The 19,614-nt window shown below is 67.4% G+C and carries 20 protein-coding genes; 8 read left to right on the forward strand and 12 right to left on the reverse strand.

Features of this window, described 5'->3' with window-relative positions:
* Window positions 1-17: 17 nt before the first annotated feature.
* The gene (locus AC5LXX_RS27805; protein ID WP_493411820.1) at window positions 18-527 is read right to left on the reverse strand and encodes a GNAT family N-acetyltransferase; all 510 of its coding nucleotides are present in this window, start codon (window positions 525-527) and stop codon (window positions 18-20) included.
* 678 nt (window positions 528-1,205) lie between these two features.
* Here AC5LXX_RS27805 and AC5LXX_RS27810 point away from each other — a divergent pair.
* From AC5LXX_RS27810 to AC5LXX_RS27820, 3 genes are all read left to right on the forward strand, one after another.
* Window positions 1,206-1,733 carry a PAAR domain-containing protein gene (locus AC5LXX_RS27810; protein WP_493411821.1) on the forward strand — a complete coding sequence of 176 codons (528 nt, stop codon included), beginning with the start codon at window positions 1,206-1,208 and terminating at the stop codon, window positions 1,731-1,733.
* Window positions 1,734-1,862: 129 nt separating this feature from the next.
* Complete coding sequence (locus AC5LXX_RS27815) at window positions 1,863-2,411, forward strand: M35 family metalloendopeptidase (RefSeq protein WP_493411822.1); 549 nt, start codon at window positions 1,863-1,865, stop codon at window positions 2,409-2,411.
* Window positions 2,412-2,423: 12 nt separating this feature from the next.
* The gene (locus tag AC5LXX_RS27820) at window positions 2,424-2,984 is read left to right on the forward strand and encodes an OmpA family protein (RefSeq protein WP_493411823.1); all 561 of its coding nucleotides are present in this window, start codon (window positions 2,424-2,426) and stop codon (window positions 2,982-2,984) included.
* 159 nt (window positions 2,985-3,143) lie between these two features.
* Here AC5LXX_RS27820 and AC5LXX_RS27825 read toward each other — a convergent pair whose 3' ends face one another.
* On the reverse strand, window positions 3,144-5,162 hold the full coding sequence (locus AC5LXX_RS27825) for a VTT domain-containing protein (RefSeq protein ID WP_493411824.1): 2,019 nt from the start codon (window positions 5,160-5,162) through the stop codon (window positions 3,144-3,146).
* Window positions 5,163-5,264: 102 nt separating this feature from the next.
* A complete protein-coding gene (locus AC5LXX_RS27830) occupies window positions 5,265-5,717 on the reverse strand; it encodes a hypothetical protein (RefSeq protein WP_493411825.1) in 453 nt (150 codons plus the stop codon).
* A gap of 309 nt (window positions 5,718-6,026) precedes the next feature.
* Here AC5LXX_RS27830 and AC5LXX_RS27835 point away from each other — a divergent pair, with 309 nt between their 5' ends.
* Together AC5LXX_RS27835 and AC5LXX_RS27840 are read left to right on the forward strand one after the other, a co-directional pair.
* On the forward strand, window positions 6,027-6,674 hold the full coding sequence (locus tag AC5LXX_RS27835; protein WP_493411826.1) for a response regulator: 648 nt from the start codon (window positions 6,027-6,029) through the stop codon (window positions 6,672-6,674).
* Window positions 6,671-8,455: an MASE4 domain-containing protein gene (locus tag AC5LXX_RS27840; protein ID WP_493411827.1), complete on the forward strand. Its 1,785-nt coding sequence runs from the start codon at window positions 6,671-6,673 to the stop codon at window positions 8,453-8,455. The genes AC5LXX_RS27835 and AC5LXX_RS27840 overlap by 4 nt, the downstream gene beginning before the upstream one ends.
* Before the next feature lie 46 nt (window positions 8,456-8,501).
* Here the strand turns inward: AC5LXX_RS27840 and AC5LXX_RS27845 are convergent, their stop codons facing one another.
* The gene (locus AC5LXX_RS27845) at window positions 8,502-8,693 is read right to left on the reverse strand and encodes a hypothetical protein (RefSeq protein ID WP_493411828.1); all 192 of its coding nucleotides are present in this window, start codon (window positions 8,691-8,693) and stop codon (window positions 8,502-8,504) included.
* A gap of 222 nt (window positions 8,694-8,915) precedes the next feature.
* Between AC5LXX_RS27845 and AC5LXX_RS27850 the strand changes: the two genes are divergently transcribed.
* Window positions 8,916-9,593, forward strand: a complete 678-nt coding sequence (locus tag AC5LXX_RS27850; protein WP_493411829.1) for a hypothetical protein — start codon at window positions 8,916-8,918, stop codon at window positions 9,591-9,593.
* 12 nt (window positions 9,594-9,605) lie between these two features.
* On the opposite strand, the gene AC5LXX_RS27855 is transcribed toward AC5LXX_RS27850, so the two are convergent.
* The 3 genes from AC5LXX_RS27855 to AC5LXX_RS27865 form a co-directional block, all read right to left on the reverse strand.
* Window positions 9,606-10,916 (reverse strand): MFS transporter, encoded by a 1,311-nt coding sequence (locus AC5LXX_RS27855; protein WP_493411830.1) that lies wholly within the window; start codon window positions 10,914-10,916, stop codon window positions 9,606-9,608.
* A 112-nt stretch (window positions 10,917-11,028) separates the two neighbouring features.
* Window positions 11,029-12,045, reverse strand: a complete 1,017-nt coding sequence (locus AC5LXX_RS27860; protein ID WP_493411831.1) for an ABC transporter substrate-binding protein — start codon at window positions 12,043-12,045, stop codon at window positions 11,029-11,031.
* Window positions 12,042-12,236 carry a hypothetical protein gene (locus tag AC5LXX_RS27865; RefSeq protein WP_493411832.1) on the reverse strand — a complete coding sequence of 65 codons (195 nt, stop codon included), beginning with the start codon at window positions 12,234-12,236 and terminating at the stop codon, window positions 12,042-12,044. The genes AC5LXX_RS27860 and AC5LXX_RS27865 overlap by 4 nt, the downstream gene beginning before the upstream one ends.
* A gap of 47 nt (window positions 12,237-12,283) precedes the next feature.
* Here AC5LXX_RS27865 and AC5LXX_RS27870 point away from each other — a divergent pair, with 47 nt between their 5' ends.
* Both AC5LXX_RS27870 and AC5LXX_RS27875 read left to right on the forward strand, forming a co-directional pair.
* On the forward strand, window positions 12,284-12,949 hold the full coding sequence (locus tag AC5LXX_RS27870; protein ID WP_124451285.1) for a response regulator transcription factor: 666 nt from the start codon (window positions 12,284-12,286) through the stop codon (window positions 12,947-12,949).
* Window positions 12,936-14,357: a sensor histidine kinase gene (locus AC5LXX_RS27875; RefSeq protein ID WP_493411833.1), complete on the forward strand. Its 1,422-nt coding sequence runs from the start codon at window positions 12,936-12,938 to the stop codon at window positions 14,355-14,357. The genes AC5LXX_RS27870 and AC5LXX_RS27875 overlap by 14 nt, the downstream gene beginning before the upstream one ends.
* A 37-nt stretch (window positions 14,358-14,394) precedes the next feature.
* On the opposite strand, the gene AC5LXX_RS27880 is transcribed toward AC5LXX_RS27875, so the two are convergent.
* The 5 genes from AC5LXX_RS27880 to AC5LXX_RS27900 all read right to left on the reverse strand — a co-directional run bounded on the left by AC5LXX_RS27880 (window position 14,395) and on the right by AC5LXX_RS27900 (window position 19,612).
* On the reverse strand, window positions 14,395-14,847 hold the full coding sequence (locus AC5LXX_RS27880; RefSeq protein WP_493413431.1) for a hypothetical protein: 453 nt from the start codon (window positions 14,845-14,847) through the stop codon (window positions 14,395-14,397).
* Between the two features lie 90 nt (window positions 14,848-14,937).
* A complete protein-coding gene (locus AC5LXX_RS27885) occupies window positions 14,938-15,702 on the reverse strand; it encodes an ABC transporter ATP-binding protein (RefSeq protein ID WP_493411834.1) in 765 nt (254 codons plus the stop codon).
* Complete coding sequence (locus AC5LXX_RS27890) at window positions 15,699-16,556, reverse strand: ABC transporter ATP-binding protein (protein WP_493411835.1); 858 nt, start codon at window positions 16,554-16,556, stop codon at window positions 15,699-15,701. Before AC5LXX_RS27890 ends, AC5LXX_RS27885 begins: the two co-directional genes overlap by 4 nt.
* A gap of 11 nt (window positions 16,557-16,567) precedes the next feature.
* Window positions 16,568-18,379: an ABC transporter permease gene (locus tag AC5LXX_RS27895; protein ID WP_322082367.1), complete on the reverse strand. Its 1,812-nt coding sequence runs from the start codon at window positions 18,377-18,379 to the stop codon at window positions 16,568-16,570.
* A gap of 39 nt (window positions 18,380-18,418) precedes the next feature.
* A complete protein-coding gene (locus tag AC5LXX_RS27900) occupies window positions 18,419-19,612 on the reverse strand; it encodes an ABC transporter substrate-binding protein (protein WP_493411836.1) in 1,194 nt (397 codons plus the stop codon).
* Window positions 19,613-19,614: the final 2 nt, after the last annotated feature.

The raw sequence follows: 19,614 nt of genomic DNA on the forward strand, positions 1-19,614 counted from the left end.
CGCGGCGGGTCGCGTGCTCAGGCTTCGGCGGCAGGCGTGTCGCCGAGCCACTTGAACATCACGAGGCAGTCGACGAAGCCGAGCCGCGCGTGACGGTATGCGCGCGGCAACCGGCCGACGATCTCGAATCCGAGCTTCTGCCACAGCGCGACCGCGACTTCGTTCGTCGCCACCACCGAGTTGAACTGCATCGCGAGGAAACCGCGCTCGCGCGCAACCTGCTGCGAGTGCTCGCACATCAGGCGCGCGACGCCGCGGCCGCGCGCGGCCTCGCTCACCATATAGCCGCAATTGCTCACGTGCTTGCCGGGCCCCGCCGCGTTCGCCTTCAGGTAGTACGAACCGAGCACGACGCCGTCTTCTTCGGCGATCCACGTGCAGAGCGGCGCCGCGAGCCACAATGCGCACGCCGCTTCCTGTGTCGGCGCCGGATCGAAAGCGTAGGTTTCCTGAGCAGCGACGATGGCGCGATAGGTCGGCCAGAAGCGCGGGAAATCGTCCTCGGTCATCGGGCGAATCGTGATCATGCGGGTTCTCTCGTGATGGTGATGTCGACAGGCAAGACAGGCAAACGAGCGATCGTACCGCGATTCATCGCGGGTCGCCTTCTCGCGTCGCCTCGCCGCGCTGCGATACGCAACCGGCGGCGTTCCGTATCAGCGATTGGGCGCCTGGCGGAAACTCGACGGGTTGCTGAAGCCGGGCCTCGCGGCCTGCCGCCGATTCTGGTCCACGCCGGCGGCCAGAGAGTGCTGCTTTCTGATGCACGGTGCGCTTCCGTGTGTTTCACGTGTAGGCGTTTTATCTGCGCTCGGCGCGGGATGCGTTGCGCATGCTCGCAAGGTCTGCGTCGGGACAGGTCGGGCAACGTGGACACGTCTGCTTGGCCGATTCGTGAACTCTGTTTCGTCTCAGTCTGAACCAAGTGAATCTACGCCATCACACGCCATTTATGCTTCTCCGATCACTCTGACAATCTGCAACAATCGACCTTCCCCCATCTCAATAACACGACTTTTCTCGACCGCCCTGCCTTATCATCAGCATCCCAAATTGATGGAGAAAACTGCGGAACGGCCAAATAGCAGTGGCTCTCCCCATCTGCCTGGCTCGGCGTCGGTCAGCGCTCGCTGCCGTCGATCCTCGAAAACCGTGGGGCAGCGTCGAACATGCGACAACAAACACCAGAAAAGTGAGCAACTCCAATGAGAAAAGCGGCTGTCCGGGATAACGATCCGACAACAACGCGCGGCTTCGTCATCGCAATCTCTTCGACGATTTACGACCGTGGAAAACGTGTCGCATTGAGCGGCGATAAAGCGACATGCGGAAATTGCGAGGGCGCCTTCGAAATTATCGGGTCCGGAAAGGGCATATCGGAAATCGGCCGAAACGTAGTGGTCGACGGTGACCGGGTAGCGTGCCCATGCATGAAAAATCGCGTCATCGTAGGCAGCAACCCCGGGATATTTCTACAGTCGTCGGGAAACGCACCGCTCGCGGAATCGAGCCCCTTCCACCACTGCGCCGCAATGCCCGCACCGGCAGTTCACGACGAACAAATCCGGTTGATCGATCAAATTTCCGGATGGCCGCTCGCCAACATCCGTTATCGAATCACGGATTCTTCAGGCCAGCTTGTCGAGGGACGGACCGATGAAAAAGGTCTGACATGCCGGGTCCAGACATCCGTTCACGACGTAATCGACATCGAGATATATCGGGGGACGTAACCAATGTGCAATAGAAACGCGGATCCGCTGCACGACGACGGATGGGAATCAGTCGGCACCGTTTCCACAAATACGACAGCGAACTCGATCCGGGATATCAAACTGGACCTGACACCGATATGCCACAACATGTCGAACAAAACATTCCGGGCATCTATCGTCCGACTTCGCGACATGGCAATTCCTTTGATTCAGGATCGAGTTGCCGGACTGGCGCGATGGGACGATGCCGAACAGTTGCGCGCGCGGAAGTGGTTCGGCCGAAGCGACGACATCGTACGCGATACCCTGCAACCCGGAATGTCAAAGCTGTTGGACGTCATGCAATCGCTCAAACCGGAGAACGTCATCAGGTGGGATCAGCAGAAACAACGAAACATCACGTGCACCGTTTTCCCGGACAACGGCCACACGGATGCTGCGGTATGCAAGCCCGATTCCGAAAAGCGTATCATCGCGATCTATTCGCATTTTTGCACGTCGCCGCCGGCGCAACGCTGGCGCGGATGCCAACTACTCACACTCATTCACGAATGCACGCATTTCGCGGATGTGTTCGACTCCACCGACGAAATGTATGGCGTTTCAATCGGTTTAACCTTTTGGGCACAATCCAGTCCTGACAAAGCCATTCGCAACGCAGACAGCCTTGCGTGCTACGTCGGCTTCGACGAATAAGGAACTCGCGTGATGCGCCCCATTCTCTTTGCGCACCTGTTCGGGCTTTTGATACTCGTCGCAACACCGCTCGCATACGCCTGCACGATTTCGACGGACATGGAGGATACGTTGCCGCTGAACTCCATCGACATCCCCAACAAGGCACGGATACGGATCGCTGAAATGGTTCTGGAGGCCCGCAACTGGCCGGACTCCGGCATTCGTGGAATCGTCTACGCAGGGGGTTACGTCGGGGAACGAGATCCGGCCGCCCTCGCTCAGCGACGCGCCGTTGCACTGAAAACCTACCTGGTCCAGTTGGGCATCGATGAACAAAACATCTGGGTAGATACAAGGACCATCAAGCACCCGGACGTCGACAATGACGGACACCGTTCGCTCAATCAGATTGCCGTGACGCTGGTCCCGATATGCGACGGAGGGTGCGAGCGCTTGTGCAGCGATCCGCGCGTGACGCCGACATCCAGGGCCATTCGCGAGCCCTATCCCAACCGATACCATCAACGAAGCGACCATGAACCCATTCAAAGGCGCCGTATCACATCACGACGCGGAAGTCGTCGAACTTAGCACCCACCCCGAACTTTTGGCAGCCTATCTGAAAGTCGCGACAGAATCGTTCGGCGATCCCGATAATCGCGCCGCGGCTCTCCTTGCCTTGGGAGCGGTCACCGAAGCGGACAAGCTTTCCCGTCGCCGCCCTGCTCGTCCACAAACCTGAACTCCCGCTCACGGCCTGACCATCCACACGAGCAGCATCGCGGCCGGCGCGGCCGTCATCCCCGCCGGCGGACGCTCGATCGTCGGCTCGACCGCCAGCGCCTGCGCGAGCGCCGCCGCATCGTCGATCGTCGTCGTGCGCACGACCGTCATCAGCCGCGCCGGCCGGTGCAGCGCCTCGCGATACAGCGCGCCGTACCACAGCGGCCGCGTGCCGAGCGCGTCCTGCAGCACGTACGGATAACGCCACAGCCGCAGCACAAGGCGGCTGTCCGGGTGGGTCGGATCGATGCGCACGAACACGCGGCGCGTGCTTTCGCCGTGCGTGTAGCGCGGCAGCACGGGCAGCGCGTCGGCCGGCGCCTGCGGCAACAGCCAGCGCAGCGCGGTGGCCGGCGACCACGGTGTCGCGCGCTGCCAGCCGGCCTGCGCGAGATGCCGGTCGAGCGTGTCCGATGTCGCACTCCATTGCAGCGGCAGGTACTCCTCGCGGTCGCCGCCGATCTCGGTGCGCCGCGTCGGCACGCGCTGCCATCCGCCGCGCAGCCACTGATCGACCGTCATCGCGACCACGTCGCCGACATGCGGGCGCGCCGCGCGATCGAGCTGCCATTGCGCAGGGACCGTCCATACGCCGGCCGTCGCGAGCACCACGAGCACCGCGACGAGCGCGCCGCGCGGCTGCACGTGCTCGCGCACGCGCCAGTACGCATAAGCGCCGGCGAGCAGCGCGAACCAGGCCAGCCCGAGGCTCCAGCCGCCGAGCAGGCCCGACAGCCAGGTGCCGCCGACGTACAGCCGTGCGAAACCGCCGAGCACGATCCACAATACGACCGCCGTCACGACCGGAATGCGCCACAGCGCGGGCCGGTCGCGCGTGAGCACCCAGCCGATGCCGCTGCTCGCGAGGATCGCGAACGCGGCGTCCGCATCGGGCAGCGGCACGTGCAGCGCGCCGGGCGGCAGGCTCGCAGGCGTCGCGCCCGGTATGCCCGAGGCGAACGCCGGCACGAGCACGACGGCGACGCCGACCGTCGCGAGCCACCATGCGGACGTCAACCAGCAGCGATGGATCATCAGCCAGACCAGAAACGCAGCCGCGACGATCAGCCCCGTATCGTGCCCGTGCAGCACGGCAAGCGCACTCATCACGGCATCGACGGGCGGCGTGCGCAGGTTCTGCAGGAACGCATACAGCGCGATATCCGCGTGCATCAGCGGATCGTTCGCGACGACATCCTGCACGATCCCCGCGAACAGCCACACGCAGCCGACGAACAGCAGCGCGAGCACGGGCACCGCACCCGGCAGGCCGCGCACGTATGCGATCGCGCCGTGCAGCCGCGCGCCGAACCGCGGCCAGCGATGCGTGCACGCGTGCACGGCTTCGGCGAGCGTGCGGCGCAGCAGCGGCCAACCGCGCCGCAGCGCGACCCGTACGCCGATCCACACGAGCACGACCAGCGCGGCAACGACCAGCAGGATCGCGGCGACCCGTACGCTGATCGCCGCGGCCAGCGCGGCCGACGCGCCGAACAGGATGCCCGGCGCGACGTGCACGGGCGCCCATACGAGGGCCGACACGACGTTGACCGGATAGAACGACCGGCGCGGCAGCGTCGCGCAGCCGACGACGACCGGCACGACCGCACGCACCGGCGCAAGGAAGCGCGCGAGCACGATGCTCTTCATCCCGTGACGCAGCACGAACTCCTCGCCGCGCGCATAGGCGTTCGCATGGCCGAAGCGCGTCCACGCGTTGCGGATCATCCCGCGATAGTGCCGCCCGAGCTCGTAGCTGATCCCGTCGCCGAGCACCGCGCCGACGGCCGCGACGCCGATCGTCGTCCACCCGTCGAGCGCGCCCGCGCCGATCAGCGCACCGGCCGCGAACATCACGGCGCCGGCCGGCACGACCGTGCCGATCAGCGCGATCGCCTCGGCGCACGCCGTCACGAACACGATCGCCAGCACGAGCAGCGGATGCGCGCCGATCGCGCCGATCCACGCGTGAATCGTGTCGCTCATCGCATGCCCCGCAGCGAAACGACCCGGCGGACGAACACCGGATCGGCGATGGCAGGGGGAACGGTCATGGCGAAGTGCGCGCGGTCGCGCCGGCGTGAACGGTCAATCGAACTCGTGCTGCCGCGCGTCGGCCTCGAGCGGCGCATCGTGGTAGCCGACCGTCGCGATCTCCTGCAGGTAGCGCGCAAGAAATGCGCCGATCGAACCGGCGGCCTCGAACTGATGCACGTGACGGAACTCGTGGGTCAGCAGGCGGCGCGTGCCCTGCCCGCGCAGCACGTACACCGCATGACCGAGCGTCAGGCCGATCGTCCCCGGCGACAGCAGCCCCGTGTCGCGCGCGATCGCGGCCAGCGACGGCGTATCGGGAAACGGCATGCGCTCGACGATCACCACGCGGATCTGCTCCGGCCGCACAACGCCCACCGTGCGCGCGTCGTCGGCCTGCGCCGGCGTCAGCGGCGCGCCCTGCGCGATCCCGCGCGCCGCCTCCGCTTCGGCCCACGCGACGGCGGCGGGCAAGGCAGACGACAGGATTTCGGCAAGGTCGATCATCGCGAGGCTCCCCGGCGGGTGGCGTGGTATCGGGCACCAGTTTAGTCCCGATTCGTAGCGGTTCGCGTCGCGCGTTGCCGGTCCATGCCGAGCACGGCGACGACCAGGGAATACCCTAATCGTCAGGCACTACCCGCCGCGCCCTTTCCCGTCGATTATTTCGTTTCAGTACACATTCCGCGACCAGCCATCCCGAAAATTTCCCGAATGAGTACCGTTTTCGGATTCGGCGGAATATATTGGTCAGAAGAACGCCGCGACGATAACCGGACAAGCCGTTCGCGGCGTCATCCCGAAGAGGGCCGCTAGATGATCAGGGTAATTCTGGCTGACGATCATGCAGTCATGCGGGACGGACTGCGACACATCCTGGAGATGGCCGGCGGCTTCGAGATCGTCGGCGAGGCGAGCGACGGCTCGGCCACGCTCGCGCTCGCCGAGCGCGCGGTCGCCGACGTGCTGCTGCTCGACCTGTCGATGCCCGCGCCGACCGGCATCGAGCTGATCCGGATGGTCAAGCGTCATGCGCCGTCGCTGCGCACGCTCGTGCTGACGATGCACGCCGAGGCGCAGTACGCCGCGCGCGCGTTCAAGGCCGGCGCCACCGGCTACCTGACGAAGGACAGCGCGACCGCCGAGCTCGTCGAAGCGGTCGGCAAGGTCGCGGCGGGTGGCGTCTACGTGAGCCCGTCGGCAGCCGAAAGCCTCGCGCGCACGCTGCGCGCGCCGGATCGGACATTGCCGCACGAGCGACTGTCCGCGCGCGAGTTCGACGTGATGGGCCGCATCGTCGCCGGCCAGACCGTCACGCAGATCGCGTCCGAACTCGCGCTGAGCGCAAAGACGGTCAGCACGTACAAGACGCGGATCCTCGAGAAGATGGAATTGCCGCACGAAGCCGCACTGGTCCGCTACGCGGTGCGCCACGATCTCTATCCCGATGCCGACGACGCATGACAGCCGCCCCCCGCTTCCCGCCCGCGCCGCCCGACGACGATCCGGACGCATCGCACCTGTTCATGTCGTCGCTGCCGCCCGACCGGCGCGAACGGCGCTTCGCGCTCGCGACCGTGCTCGTATCTGCCGTGATCTTCGCCGCGCTCGCGCCGTTCGCGGGCATGCCGCTCGCGCCGGGCTGGGCGTTCATTCCCGTGTACCAGTCGGCGATCGTCGTCAACGACATGGTGACGGCAGGCCTATTGCTCGGCCAGTACGCGATCCTGCGCCAGAAGCCGCTGCTCGTGCTGGCGGGCGGCTACCTGTTCACGGGCTTCATGGCCGGCACGCACATGCTGACGTTCCCCGGGCTGTTTGCGCCGCACGGCCTGCTCGGTGGCGGCGACCAGACCACCGCGTGGCTGTACCTGTTCTGGCACGGCGGCTTTCCGCTGGCGGTGTCCGCCTACGCGCTGCTGCGCGCGGAGTCGCGCGCCCGCCCGATCCCGGCCCCGCAGCGCCGTGCGGCGATTCCGGTGGTGTTCTGCATCGCGTCGGCAGTCGCCGCGACGGTCGCGCTCACGCTGCTCTCGACGGCCGGCCACGACCAGCTGCCGCGCATCATGAACGGCAACCGGATGACCGCGACGATGACGAACGCGATCACGGTCGTCTGGGGGCTGAACCTGGTCGCGCTGATGTTGATGTGGTGGCAGCGGCGCCGCCATTCCGTACTCGACCTGTGGGTGATGACGGTGCTCGTCGCGTGGCTGTTCGACATCGCGCTGTCGTCGATGCTGAACCACGGGCGCTACGATCTCGGTTTCTACGCGGGGCGCGCGTACGGCCTCGTCGCGTCCGGCGTCGTGCTGTTCGCGATGCTGTTCGAGAACGGCCGGCTGCATGCGCAGACCGTGCGCGCACTGGCCGGCGCGCGCTACCAGCATCTGCTCGTCGTGCAGAAGAGCGCGCAGCTGAACGACGCGAACGAACGGCTCGAACAGCGCGTCGCCGCGCGCACGGCGCAACTGAGCGCGTCGAACCGCGACCTGCGGCGCGAAGTCGAGGAGCGCGTGCGCGCCGAGCGGGCGCTGCAGGCGTCCCGCGAGGAATTGCGCGAGATTGCCGCGATCAGTGCCAGCGCGCGCGAAGCCGAGCAGCGCCGCATCGCGCGCGAACTGCACGACGAACTCGCACAGACGCTCGCGACGCTGAAGAACGATCTCGAATGGCTGATCGACCGCGTGCCGCAGAACGACGCGCAACTCGCGCGCAAGATCGCGGCGATGCATATGCTCGCGCGCGGCGCGGTGGCCGCGACACGGCGCATCGCGTCCGACCTGCGCCCGCTGATGCTGGACGACCTCGGTTTCGCCGCGGCGATGCAATGGCTCGTGGAGGATTTCCGGCACCGTCACGGGATTGCGTGCGCGCTGCACGTCGAGCCGCCCGAGCTGCAGCTCGACGAGCCGTATGCAACGGCCGTGTTCCGCATCGCGCAGGAAGCGCTCGCGAACGTCGCGCGGCATGCGGCCGCGTCGCACGCGGACGTCGAACTCGTGCACGGCGGCGATGTGATCGAGCTGACGATCCGAGACGACGGCGCGGGATTCGATCCCGGCGTACCGCGCAAGTCGGGGTCGTTCGGGCTGGTGGGATTGCGTGAACGCGCGTATCTGGTCGGCGGCACGCTGCGGATCGCGACGACGCTCGGCGAAGGCACGACGGTCGAGGTCGAGATTCCGCTGACGCATGCGCCGGTGGCGGTCGCGCATGGGGCGGATGGGGGTTCGCCGAGATAGAGCGGGGGAACCCCGGCGGCAATGGAAAGCGCTGAACCGCGATGGCCTAGCCGGCGGCCTTTGTCGCACGTGCCACTTTCAACATGCGCTCGAGTTCCGCCTGAACGTCTGCCGCTTCGATATATTCACCGGTCCGCCGCGCCTCGTGGCGCGATGCCAAGCCGCGCGCCACGAACTCGCGCTGCACGCGTCGACGCTCAACGCCATCTCGAGACATATTCGCCATCGTCAATTTCATTGCTCGCTCCATACGTCGCATTTGCGACGCGTGGTAGCGCATCGCGCATGATACGCAACGGTTCACAGACTGCGATTCATGTGCTGCCCGGCACTTCGAGCGTGTCATCACCCCATCGCGACATTGTCCGTACCGGCCTTCGCACGACGCTACAATTCGTCGCGGGTCGCTACATCAGCCGTTCTATTGCACCGGCCGACCGGACTTCACCCCTTCGCCCCGATGAAAACCCTCCGCAGCTACATCCTCTCCTTCTTCATCGCCGCAGTCGGCTGGCTGGCCGTATCGCTGCTGTGCTGGCCCGTCCTGCTCGCGCTGCAGGCGCTGACGACAGCCGTGTTCATTCCGCATCCGGCCGGCAGCTACATCGCGCTCGGGTTCGTGTCGACCGCGCGGCTCACGGATTTTCCGACCAACTTCGTCGGCGCCTTTTCAGTGCCGTTCCTGAACGTGCCGATCGGATTCATTGCGATCGCCTGGTGGTTCGGCGTCGGCCTGATCGTACCGTCCGCATACCGGCGCTACCGTACCAAGCCACGCGGCCGCGCGTCGCGGGCCGTCGTGTGGCGTGCGGCCCGCTCGCTGCTGATCCTGACCACCGTGGTGCTCGTCATCGCGACGCCCTTCCTGCGTCGCTACGAGATCGTCACGCCGGATCACCTCTACGTGCGGCACCTGTTCGACTGGCACGAACGCGCGTATCCGCTTGCGTCGCTGAAGGAAATCCACGTGGACAATCCCGGCGGCAGCCGCAGCATCATCACGTGGGATTTCATCTTCGACGGCGACAACCGCTTCACGACGACCGCGCCGGACATCCACGCGCTCAAGTACCTGCTGTCGAACACGAACGCGTCGGCCAACTTCAAGTTCGTCGGGGACCAGTTGATGATGCGATAGCGGCGCACCCCATCACACCCGAGCCGCCACCATCGCCCGCTCCGACCGCGTCCACGCAACCAGCGCGCCGACGCCGAGCAGCGCGAGGCACACGATCGGCACGATCATCGGCCCGAACGCGGTGCCCGTCACCTTGCCCGCGAACGGCATCAGGTTCTGGCTGAAGAAACCGCCCAGGTTGCCGATCGAGTTGATCGCCGCGACGCTCGCCGCCGCCCGTGCGCCGGTGAAATAACGCGGCGGCATCGACCAGAAGCACGGATACAGCAGCGGGATGCATGCGCCGCCGAGCACGAGCGCGACGAAGCGCAGCGGCGTCGACGGCAGCACGAGACTCAGCAGGAAGCCGAGCGCGCCGAGCGCCGCGACGATCGCGATCGTGCGCAGGATGCTCTTCGCACGGCGCAGCTTCGCCGGCAGCCACACCAGCAGCACCACCGCGAGCGCCCACGGCAGCATGCTCAGGAAACCGTTCGTGCTGCTCGACACGCCGAACGACTTGACGAGCGTCGGCAGCCAGTACGTGACGCCGTACAGCGACGTCGACATCAGCATGTAGGTCGCCGCGAACAGCATCACGCGCGGATCGAGCAGCGCCTTCCACGGCTGGCCGTGCTCGGCCTGCGCCGGCTTCTCGCGCTCCAGCGCCGCCGCGACGATCTCCTTCTCGCGTTCGTCGAGGAACGGCGCTTCGCGGAACGACGCCGGCAGCACGCGGAACACGACGATGGCGACGATCACGGCCGGAATGCCCGTCGCCACGAACACCCACTGCCAGCCCGCGAGCCCCCACACGCCGTTCAGGCTCAGCAGCACGCCGCCGACCAGCGAGCCGAGCATGTTCGCGAGCGCGCTGCCGAGCGTGAAGATGCCGAGCACCTTCGCGCGGTAGCTCTGCGGAAACCACAGCGTCAGGTAGTAGATCACGCCCGGATAGAAGCCGGCCTCGGCGATGCCGAGCAGGAAACGCAGCGAGCAGAACGCGGGCATCGACGTCGTGAAGCCCATCAGCACCGTGATGAGGCCCCACGTCAGCATGATCCGCGCGAGCCACACGCGTGCGCCGTAGCGATGCAGCGCGAGCGTGCTCGGCACCTCGAACAGCAGGTAGCCGATGAAGAACAGCGACGACGCGAGCCCGAACGCGGCCTCCGTCATCCCGAGGCTGTGCACCATCTGCAGTTTCGCGAAACCGACGTTCTGCCGGTCGATGAACGCGATCAGGAACATCACGACGAGGATGGGCAGCAGGCGCCGCGCCATCGTCGACATGATGCGCTGTTCTTCGGCGGACGCGGGGTCCAGGGTGTCGGTAGCGTTCACTTCAGGCTCCTTGCGTGAATCGGTTGCGTATCGGTTGCATATCGGTTGAATCGGCGCCGCGCGCAGCACACACGCGGGCGCGGGGCGTCTCGATGAATGGAGGCGGCGGCGTTCAGCCCGACCGGTAGTCGTCGAGCATCGGCGCGAACATCTCGTGCCACGCGCGCGGTTTCGCCTTGATCGTGCCGGCGAGGTACAGGAATTCGACGTAGTCCATCAGCTGGTTCGGCAGCACCGAGAAGCGCGTGTCGGGTGCGGCGAGCATCCGCATCACGTCGTCGTGCGACACGCCGACGCCCGACGACGCCGCATACAGCGCGGCCGCCGCACGCGGGTCCTGCGCGATCAGGCGGTTCGCTTCGTCGAGCGCGCCGAGAAACGCGACGGCGAGCGCGGGCTCCGTATCGACGAGCCGCTTCGGCGCGAACACGACGTCGAGCGTCAGCGGGCCGAGCACGTCGACCGAACTCACCACGCGGTGAATGCCCGGCTGCCGCAACTCGAGCGTCGAGAACGGCGGCGACGTGAAGTGCGCGGTGACGCCGTTCTCGCGACGGATCAGCGCCTGCATCGCCTGCGGATGCGGCAGGTTCACGGTGATCGAATCGAGCTGCGCGAAATGCGTCGGGCCGAGCTGCCGGCTCGCGACCATCTGCAGCACGACGGCCGACAGCGATGTGCGGATACCCGGCACCGCGACGCGGTCGGACGGCGTGAAGTCGCGCAGCGACACGAGGCCCGGACGGTTCGCGTTCAGCGACAGCGACGTGGTCGACAGTCCGCTGATGCCGATCACCTCGACATTCGGAATGCCGCGCGCCCGCGCCCACAGCTCGATGAAACCCGGTGCGCCGGCGCCCGCGAAATCGAGCGTGCCGGCCATCATCGCGTCGTTGACGGAGTTGCCGCCGTCGAGCAGCACCCAGTCGACCGCGACGTCGCGCACGCCATGACGCGCCGCGTGCCGTTCGAACAGCCGCTGCTTCTCCATCACGAGCAGCGGCAGGTACAGCACGCCATAGCCTTTGGAAATCCGGACCGTGCGCGGCTTCGCCCGCACGAGCGATGGCACGGCGAGCGCGCCGAGCCCGGCGGCGATCAGTGCGCGGCGGCGCGGCAGCGTCGTCATGCGCGTGCCGCCATGCGACGGACGGCAAACGGCCCCGCGAAGGCTGCCGTCGCGCCGCGTCGCGCGTTCGTCGCGCCCGTGACATGCTGCATGTTGCCGTCTCCTTGAATAATTCTGGTATTAATGCCGTCCTTGTCTGCTGCTTCCGGCTCGACACAGGTTATCGACCGAGTCTGAGAAAATGCTGACATCCCGCCCTCGGGAAAACCCCTAACCCACCTACCTGCAAAACGGCACCATGCGCATTCTCGTCGTGGAGGACGATGCCGAAATCGGCGCGGCGATCCGCAGCCGCCTGGCGCGGCTCGGCCACGCGGTCGACCTCGAAGCCGACGGCGCGACCGCACACGGGCTGCTGCGCGTCGAGCGCTTCGACCTCGTCGTGCTCGACGCGAACCTGCCCGGCATGGACGGCTTCACGGTGTTGCGCCACCTGCGCGCGTCAGGCAGCACGACACCCGTGCTGCTCGTCACCGCGCGCTCGGCGATCGACGACCGCGTGAGCGGCCTCGGCCTCGGCGCCGACGACTATCTCGTGAAGCCGTTCGACTATCGCGAGCTCGACGCCCGTGTGCAGGCGCTCCTGCGCCGCAACAGCGGCCATGCGAACGACGTGCTGACGCTCGGCGGCCTCGTGATCGACCGCAGCAGCCGCCTCGCGGAACTCGACGGGCAGCCGCTGTCGCTGTCGCGCCAGGAGTTCGCGCTGCTCGAAATCCTCGCGAGCCGGCCGCAGCGGATCTTCTCGAAGGACGAACTGCTGAACCAGCTGTTCAGCTTCGGCAACGAGCCGACCACGAACGCGGTCGAACAGTACGTGACGCGCGTGCGCAGGAAGCTGCAGGGCAGCTCGGTCGAGATCCGCACCGCACGCGGGATGGGGTATCAGATTGCCGCGCACTGACTGGTTCCCGAAGACGCTGTTCGGGCGCACGCTGCTCCTGGTCGCGCTCGTCGTCGCAACCGGCGCGCTCGCACTCGCGGTGATCGCGCGCTACTACGCGGGTGTCGCCGCCGAACGCGCATACGACCAGTTGCTTGCAGGCGCATCGATCCAGGTCGCGGAAAACCTCTACGTGCAGGGCGGCGTGCTTGCGCTGAATCCGCCGGTGGCCGCACTGTCGACGCTGTCGCGCTACGACCTCGTCTACTACAAGGTCGTCGATTCGCGCGGCATCGTCGTGGCCGGCTACAACGATCTCGCGAGCCCCGCGACGCTCGCCGCCGCGAAACAGGGCCCGGCGTTCGCGAATGGCGTCTACCAGGGGCACCGGATCCGCACCGCGACCATCGCCCGCTACATGCCCGAGGAAAGCACGCCGGGCTGGGCGCTCGTGACGGTCGCGCAAACCACCAACGCGCGCCAGCAGCTCACGAACGACATGAGCCTCAAGGTGTGGACGCTGATCCTGCTGATGAGCGTGCTCGCGATCGGCGCAAGCGGCCTCGCGATCCGGCGCGGCCTGCGCCCGCTCGCGCAGATCGGCACGATCATCGCCGCGCGCGACCCGGCCGACCTGCGGCCGGTGGCCGTCGACACGCCGAGCGAGATCGACGCGATCATCGGCTCGATCAACGGGTTGATGCACCGTCTCGCCGAACGCATCAACGCGATGCAGCGCTTCATCGCCGACGCCGCGCATCAGATGCGCACGCCGCTCGCGCGGCTCGACGCGCAGATCGAGCTGCTCGACGGCGAATCCGATCCCGCGCGTCACGCGGCGCGGCTCGACGCGCTGCGCGCGACGTCCTCGGACGTCGGGCGGCTCACCGGCCAGCTGCTCAATCACGCGATGGTGATCCATCGTACCGAGGCCGTGCCGCTGCAACCCGTCGAACTGGTCGCGCTCGCGAAAGAGGTGCTCGGCCGCACGATTCCGCTGGCGGGCGAGCGCGATGTCGCCGTTGCGTTCGCGAGCGATGCGCCGCTGGCGTGGATCGACGGCGACGCGATCAGCCTGCAGGAAGCGCTGTCGAACGTGCTGCACAACGCGCTGCTGCACGGTCACGCGGACGACATCGTCGTGTCGGCCGCGACCACGGGCAACGTCGACGGCGCGGTCACGCTGACCGTGACCGACAACGGCCGCGGGATACCGCGCGAGCATTGGGACGCGGCACTGCAACCGTTCGTGCGGATCGCGCCGGACGGCAGCGAGCGGCGCACGGGGTCGGGCCTCGGGCTCGCGATCGTGCAGGAAGTGATGAAAGCGCACGGCGGGCGCGTCGGGTTTGCGTTTCCCGATGCCGGCGGGTTCGCGGTGATATTGACGTTTCCACGGGCACCGGGGGCCGGCGCGGAAAAGGCATAAACCGTCGAATCCGTGCCGTGCCATGCGCGGCAGACGCTCAATCTTCGTTGTCGTTGTCGTCGTTGAACCGGTTGCGTTCCGCATGCTGCGCCACCAGCCGGTCTAGTTCGTCGTACTGGCGATCGCAGAACAGCCTGCACAACGTATCCACATCGACACGTGTATCGACGTCGATCGTGTCGATGTGCTGCTCCAGCTTGCCCTTCCCGATACCGAAGAGCCCCTTCTTCATCCGCATCGAAACGACGTTCAGCTGAAAACCGTCCGAATGCGCATCCGTCAGCGCGGTCACCCACAGCTCGCGCTGATCGTCGGCCTGCTGCAGCACGAGCGCGGGCAACGGGCCGTCCTGCGTGTCGTTCCATTCGGCGTGCTGCGCCGCCCATGGGAACGCGTCGAACGCCTGCGTGAACGACGCGTAGTCCGTCGCGCCCTGCGGATCGAGCTGATTGAAATCGTAGCCGGTCTTCTGAATGGCGTAGGTCAACATGGCGTAGCGCTCCCGGTAGCGATGACTGAGCGCCAATCTACCTGACAATTCGGTATCCGTCGGTTTTTCGCCGATGGACGGCCTCGCCATCTACGCCGCGACGGCCTCCCCGTCCAGATACGCATCGCGCACGCGCTCGTCGTCGAGCAGTGTCTTCGCGGGCCCTTCGAGCACGACGCGGCCCGTCTGCAGCACGTACCCGTAGTGCGCGATCTCGAGCGCAAGGCTCGCGTTCTGCTCGACCATGAACACCGTCACGCCCTGCTGGTTGATCGCGTCGATCAGTTCGAGCACCTTGTCGACGTAGAGCGGCGACAGCCCCATCGTCGGCTCGTCCATGCAGTTCAGCTTCGGCCGCGCCATCAATGCACGCGCCATCGCGAGCATCTGCTGCTCGCCGCCCGACAGCGTGCCCGCGCGCTGCGTCAATCGTTCGCGTACCCGCGGAAACAGGTCGAGCACGCGCTCGTAGTCGTCGGCCACGGCCGTGCGGTCGGCGCGCGTGTACGCGCCCATCAGCAGGTTCTCGCGCACGCTCATGTCGCCGAACAGCCGCCGCGCCTCGGGCACGGCCGCGATCCCGCGCCGCACGCGCTGCGGCGTCGCGAGCGCCGTCACGTCGGCACCGTCGAAACGCACGACGCCGCGTTTCGGCCGCATCAGCCCGAGGATCAGCTTCATCGTCGTCGACTTGCCGCTCGCGTTGCCGCCGAGCAGGCTGACGATCTGCCCGCGGCCCACTTCGAAGTTCACGTCGAAATGCACCTGCACGGGCCCGTAGAACGTGTCGAGGTGTTCGAGTTTCAGCAGCGCGTCTGTCATCGTCGTATCGGGTCCGGTGGAAAGCGCGGTCATGCGGCCGCCTGCGCGGTGCGGTCGGCCGGCGCGCCGCCCGCATGGCGGCGGCCGAGATAGGCTTCGATCACGCGCGGATCGTGCCGCACGTCGCGCGGCGCGCCTTCGGCGATCTTCACGCCGTTGTCGAGCACCATCACGCGGTCGGACACGCGCATCACGAGTTCGAGTTTGTGCTCGATCAGCAGGATCGTCAGGCCGCGCGCCTTCAGCGACTGGATCAGTTGCAGCATCTCGGCCGTCTCCGTCTCGTTCATCCCGGCCGTCGGTTCGTCGAGCAGCAGCAGGCGCGGATGCAGCGCGAGTGCGCGGCCGATCTCCACGCGCCGCCGGTTCGCATACGACAGGCTGTGCGCCGGATGATCGATGCGCGGCGTGAGCCGCTCGCCGAACCCGGCGACGATCGCGCGCGCTTCCTCGCGCAACGCGGCTTCCTCGCGGCGCACCGACGCGGGTCGCACGAGCGCGCGCAGCACCTCGGCCGCCGCGCCGAGCGCGGGCCAGCCCGGCCGCGCCGCGCGCAGCCTGGCATGCGCGCCGATCAGCACGTTGTCGAGCACGCTCAGGTTGCCGAACACGCGGCCATGCTGGAACGTGCGCGCGATGCCGAGCGCCGCGAGGCGCTCGGGCGCCGTGCCCGTGATGTCGCGGCCGTCGAACGTCACGCGGCCGGCATCGGGCCGGTCCGCGCCCGCGATCAGGTTGAACAGCGTCGACTTGCCGGCGCCGTTCGGCCCGATCACGCTCAGCAGCTCGCCGTCGGCGAGCGTCAGGCTCGCGCCATCGAGCGCGGTCACGCCGTCGAAGCGGCGCGTCAGGCCCTGCACGTCGAGCAAGGGTCGGTGAGTCGTCATCGCATTCCTCCTCACACCGTGCCGAGCAGGCCCTGCGGCCGGAACCGCACGAGCAGCAGCAGCACGACGCCGTAGATCAGCATCCGGTAGTCGGCTGCCCAGCGGAACAGCTCGGGCAGCCCGATCAGCGCGATCGCGCCCGCGATGCCGCCGAGCACGTTGCCGAGCCCGCCGAGGATCACCATCGTCAGCGCGAGGATCGACACCTGCGAATCGAAGGTCTGGTGATTGATGTAGCTGTACAGGTGCGCGGCAATGCCGCCGCTCACACCGGCCGCGACGCCGCCGACCGCGAACGCGATCGCCTTGTAGCGGTTCGGCGCGATGCCGTGCGCACGCGCGGCGACGTCGTCCTCGCGCACCGCGCGCAGCGTGCGGCCCAGGTGCGAGCGCAGCAGCCTCACCTGTACGAGCGCGAACCCGACGAGCACCGCGAACGTGAACCAGTACGCGGCGCGCGCGGTCGTCGCCCACGGCAGCGGCGCGATGCCGGTGACGCCGAGCGGGCCGCGCGTCAAGCCGTCCCAGTTCAGGATCACGAGGCTCACCACTTCGCCGATACCGAGCGTCGCGATCGACACATAGTGCCCGCGCAGCCGGAATGCCGGATAGACGAGCAGCGTGCCGAGCACCGCGGTGATGACGCCCGCGCACGGAATCGTCACGGCCGGCGACCAGCCGAGATCCGACGACAGCAGCGCCGACGCATACGCGCCGATCACGAGCAATGCCGCGTGGCCGAGCGATATCTGCCCGACCGTGCCCGCGACGAGCGTGAGGCTCAGCGCGAGCAATCCGTACAGCCACGCGTTGGTCAGCGTCTGCAGCACGTACGGCGACGCGCCGAGCCACGGCAGTACGGCCGCCAGCGCGATCAGCACGACGAGCACCGGGCGCGGCACGCGCACGGCTTTCGCGGCCGCGAGGAAGGTGCCCGTCATCGGCTCGGGCGGCAGCGCGCGGTTCGCGCTGAACAAACCGTTCGGCCGCCATACGAGGAACACGATCAGCAGTCCGAACGCGAACAGGTCGCGATAGCTCGTGCCGAACAGCGCGACGCCGTAGCTTTCGACGAGGCCGAGCAGCAGGCTGCCGGCGATCGCGCCCGGCACGTTGCCGAGCCCGCCGATCAGCAGCGCGACGACGCCCTTCAGCGTCGCCTGGAAGCCCATTGCCGGATCGATGCTGTTGTAGTACATGCCGACCAGCAGCCCGCTCACGCCGCCGAGCGCGCACGCGATCGCGAACACGGTCTGGTTCACGCGATCGACGTCGACGCCCATCTGCAGCGCCGCGTCACGGTCCTGCGCGGTCGCGCGCACGGCCCAGCCGAGCCGCGTGAAGCGCAGGAAGCCGTACAGCAGCGCGGCCGCCGCGATGCCGATGCCCGCGATCAGCAGGTCGAGCGAGCCGAGCGTCGCACCGGCGATCCGCACGTGCCAGTCGGGCAGCGGCGTCGGCACCGCGCGCGGGTCCGCGCCGAATGCGAGCTGCGCGAGCTGGTCGAGGATAAAGCTGATGCCGATCGTCGCGAGCAGCGGCGCGATGCGCGCGGCATGGCGCAGCGGCCGCAGCCCGATCCGCTCGATCGCGACGCCGAGCGCGCCGCAGCCGACGACGACCGCCGCCAGCGCGACCGGCAGCGGCAGCCCGAAGCGCGTCAGGCACAGCCAGCCGATGAATGCGCCGACCATGTAGACCGAGCCGTGCGCGAAGTTGATCAGGTGCGACACGCCGAAGATCAGCGCGAGCCCGACCGCGAGCAGCGCGTAGATGTTGCCGACGATGAGGCCGTTGAGCGTGTAGTCGAGCCAGGAAGCCATCACGATGCGTCCGTCACGTGCATTCGGTTCATGTCAGGTTCAGCGTGCCGCGAGCTGCGGCTTTGCGCCATCCCACAGCGCCCACTGCCCCTGCTTCACGACCAGGTACACGGTGCGCGCACCGGCGACGCGGCGTGTCTGCGGATCGAACCGGACCTTGCCGAAGATCACGCTCGGCACGTCGCTGACCTTCGCGAAGCCATCGTGCGCGGCCTGGCGCGTCGTGCCGTAGCGGCGCAGCACTTCCGCCGACAGGATCAGCGCATCATAGGCACGCGCGACGAACGAGTCGGGATCGGTATGGAATTTCGCGCGGTAGCGCTGCACGAACGCCTGCACCTCGGGGCGTGGTTCGGCCGGGAAGAAGTTCGACTCCGTATAGACGCCTTCGACGGCCGTGCCACCCAGCTCGAGGAACTTCGGCGAATACACGGAGCCGACCGCCGCGATCGGCAGCGTAAGCCCCGATGTACGCGCCTGGCGCACGATCTGCGCGCCGTCCGCGTAGTACGAGATCAGCACGATCGAATCGGGCTTCGATTCACCGATCCGCACGAGCGTCGAGCGGAAATCCTTCTCCGCCGGCTGGTAGCCTTCGGCCGCGACGACCTGCGCGCCGAGCCCGGCGACCGCCTTCGCGAAGATGTCCTTGCTGGTGCGGCCCCAGTCGGTATTCAGATACAGCACCGCGATCCGCTTGAAGCCGAGTTCCTTCACCGCATAGCGCGCGAGCAGCGGTTGCTCCTCGGCCTGGCTCAGCGCGGTGCTCCACAGATAGTCGCCGCCCTTCGTGAAATCCGGATGCGAGTTCGTGAAGCCGAACTGCACGAGCTGCCCGCGCTGGTAGATCGGCGACGCGGCCATCGACGTCGCGCTCGAGAAGTCGCCGAGTTCGATCGCGATGCGCGGATCGGCGACGAACTTCTGCGCGATCGCGACGGCCTGGCGCGGATCGCTGCGGCTGTCCTGGAAGTCGATCGCGAGCGGCCGGCCGTGAATGCCACCGCTGCCGTTGATCTCGTCGAGCGCGAGATCGAAGCCGCGCTTCCATTGCTCGCCGTATTGCGCGTCCTGGCCCGTGAGCGGCCCGCTCACGCCGACCACCACCGGCTCGCCCGACACGCCGGCCGCGAGCGCACCGCCCGTCGACAAGCCCCATGCGGCAGCGAGCGCCGCTACCGTGCCCAGCACGCGCCGCCATGCGCCGCGTGCGTCGTTCCCCGAAACGTTCATGC

Source organism: Burkholderia torrens, assembly GCF_984668525.1.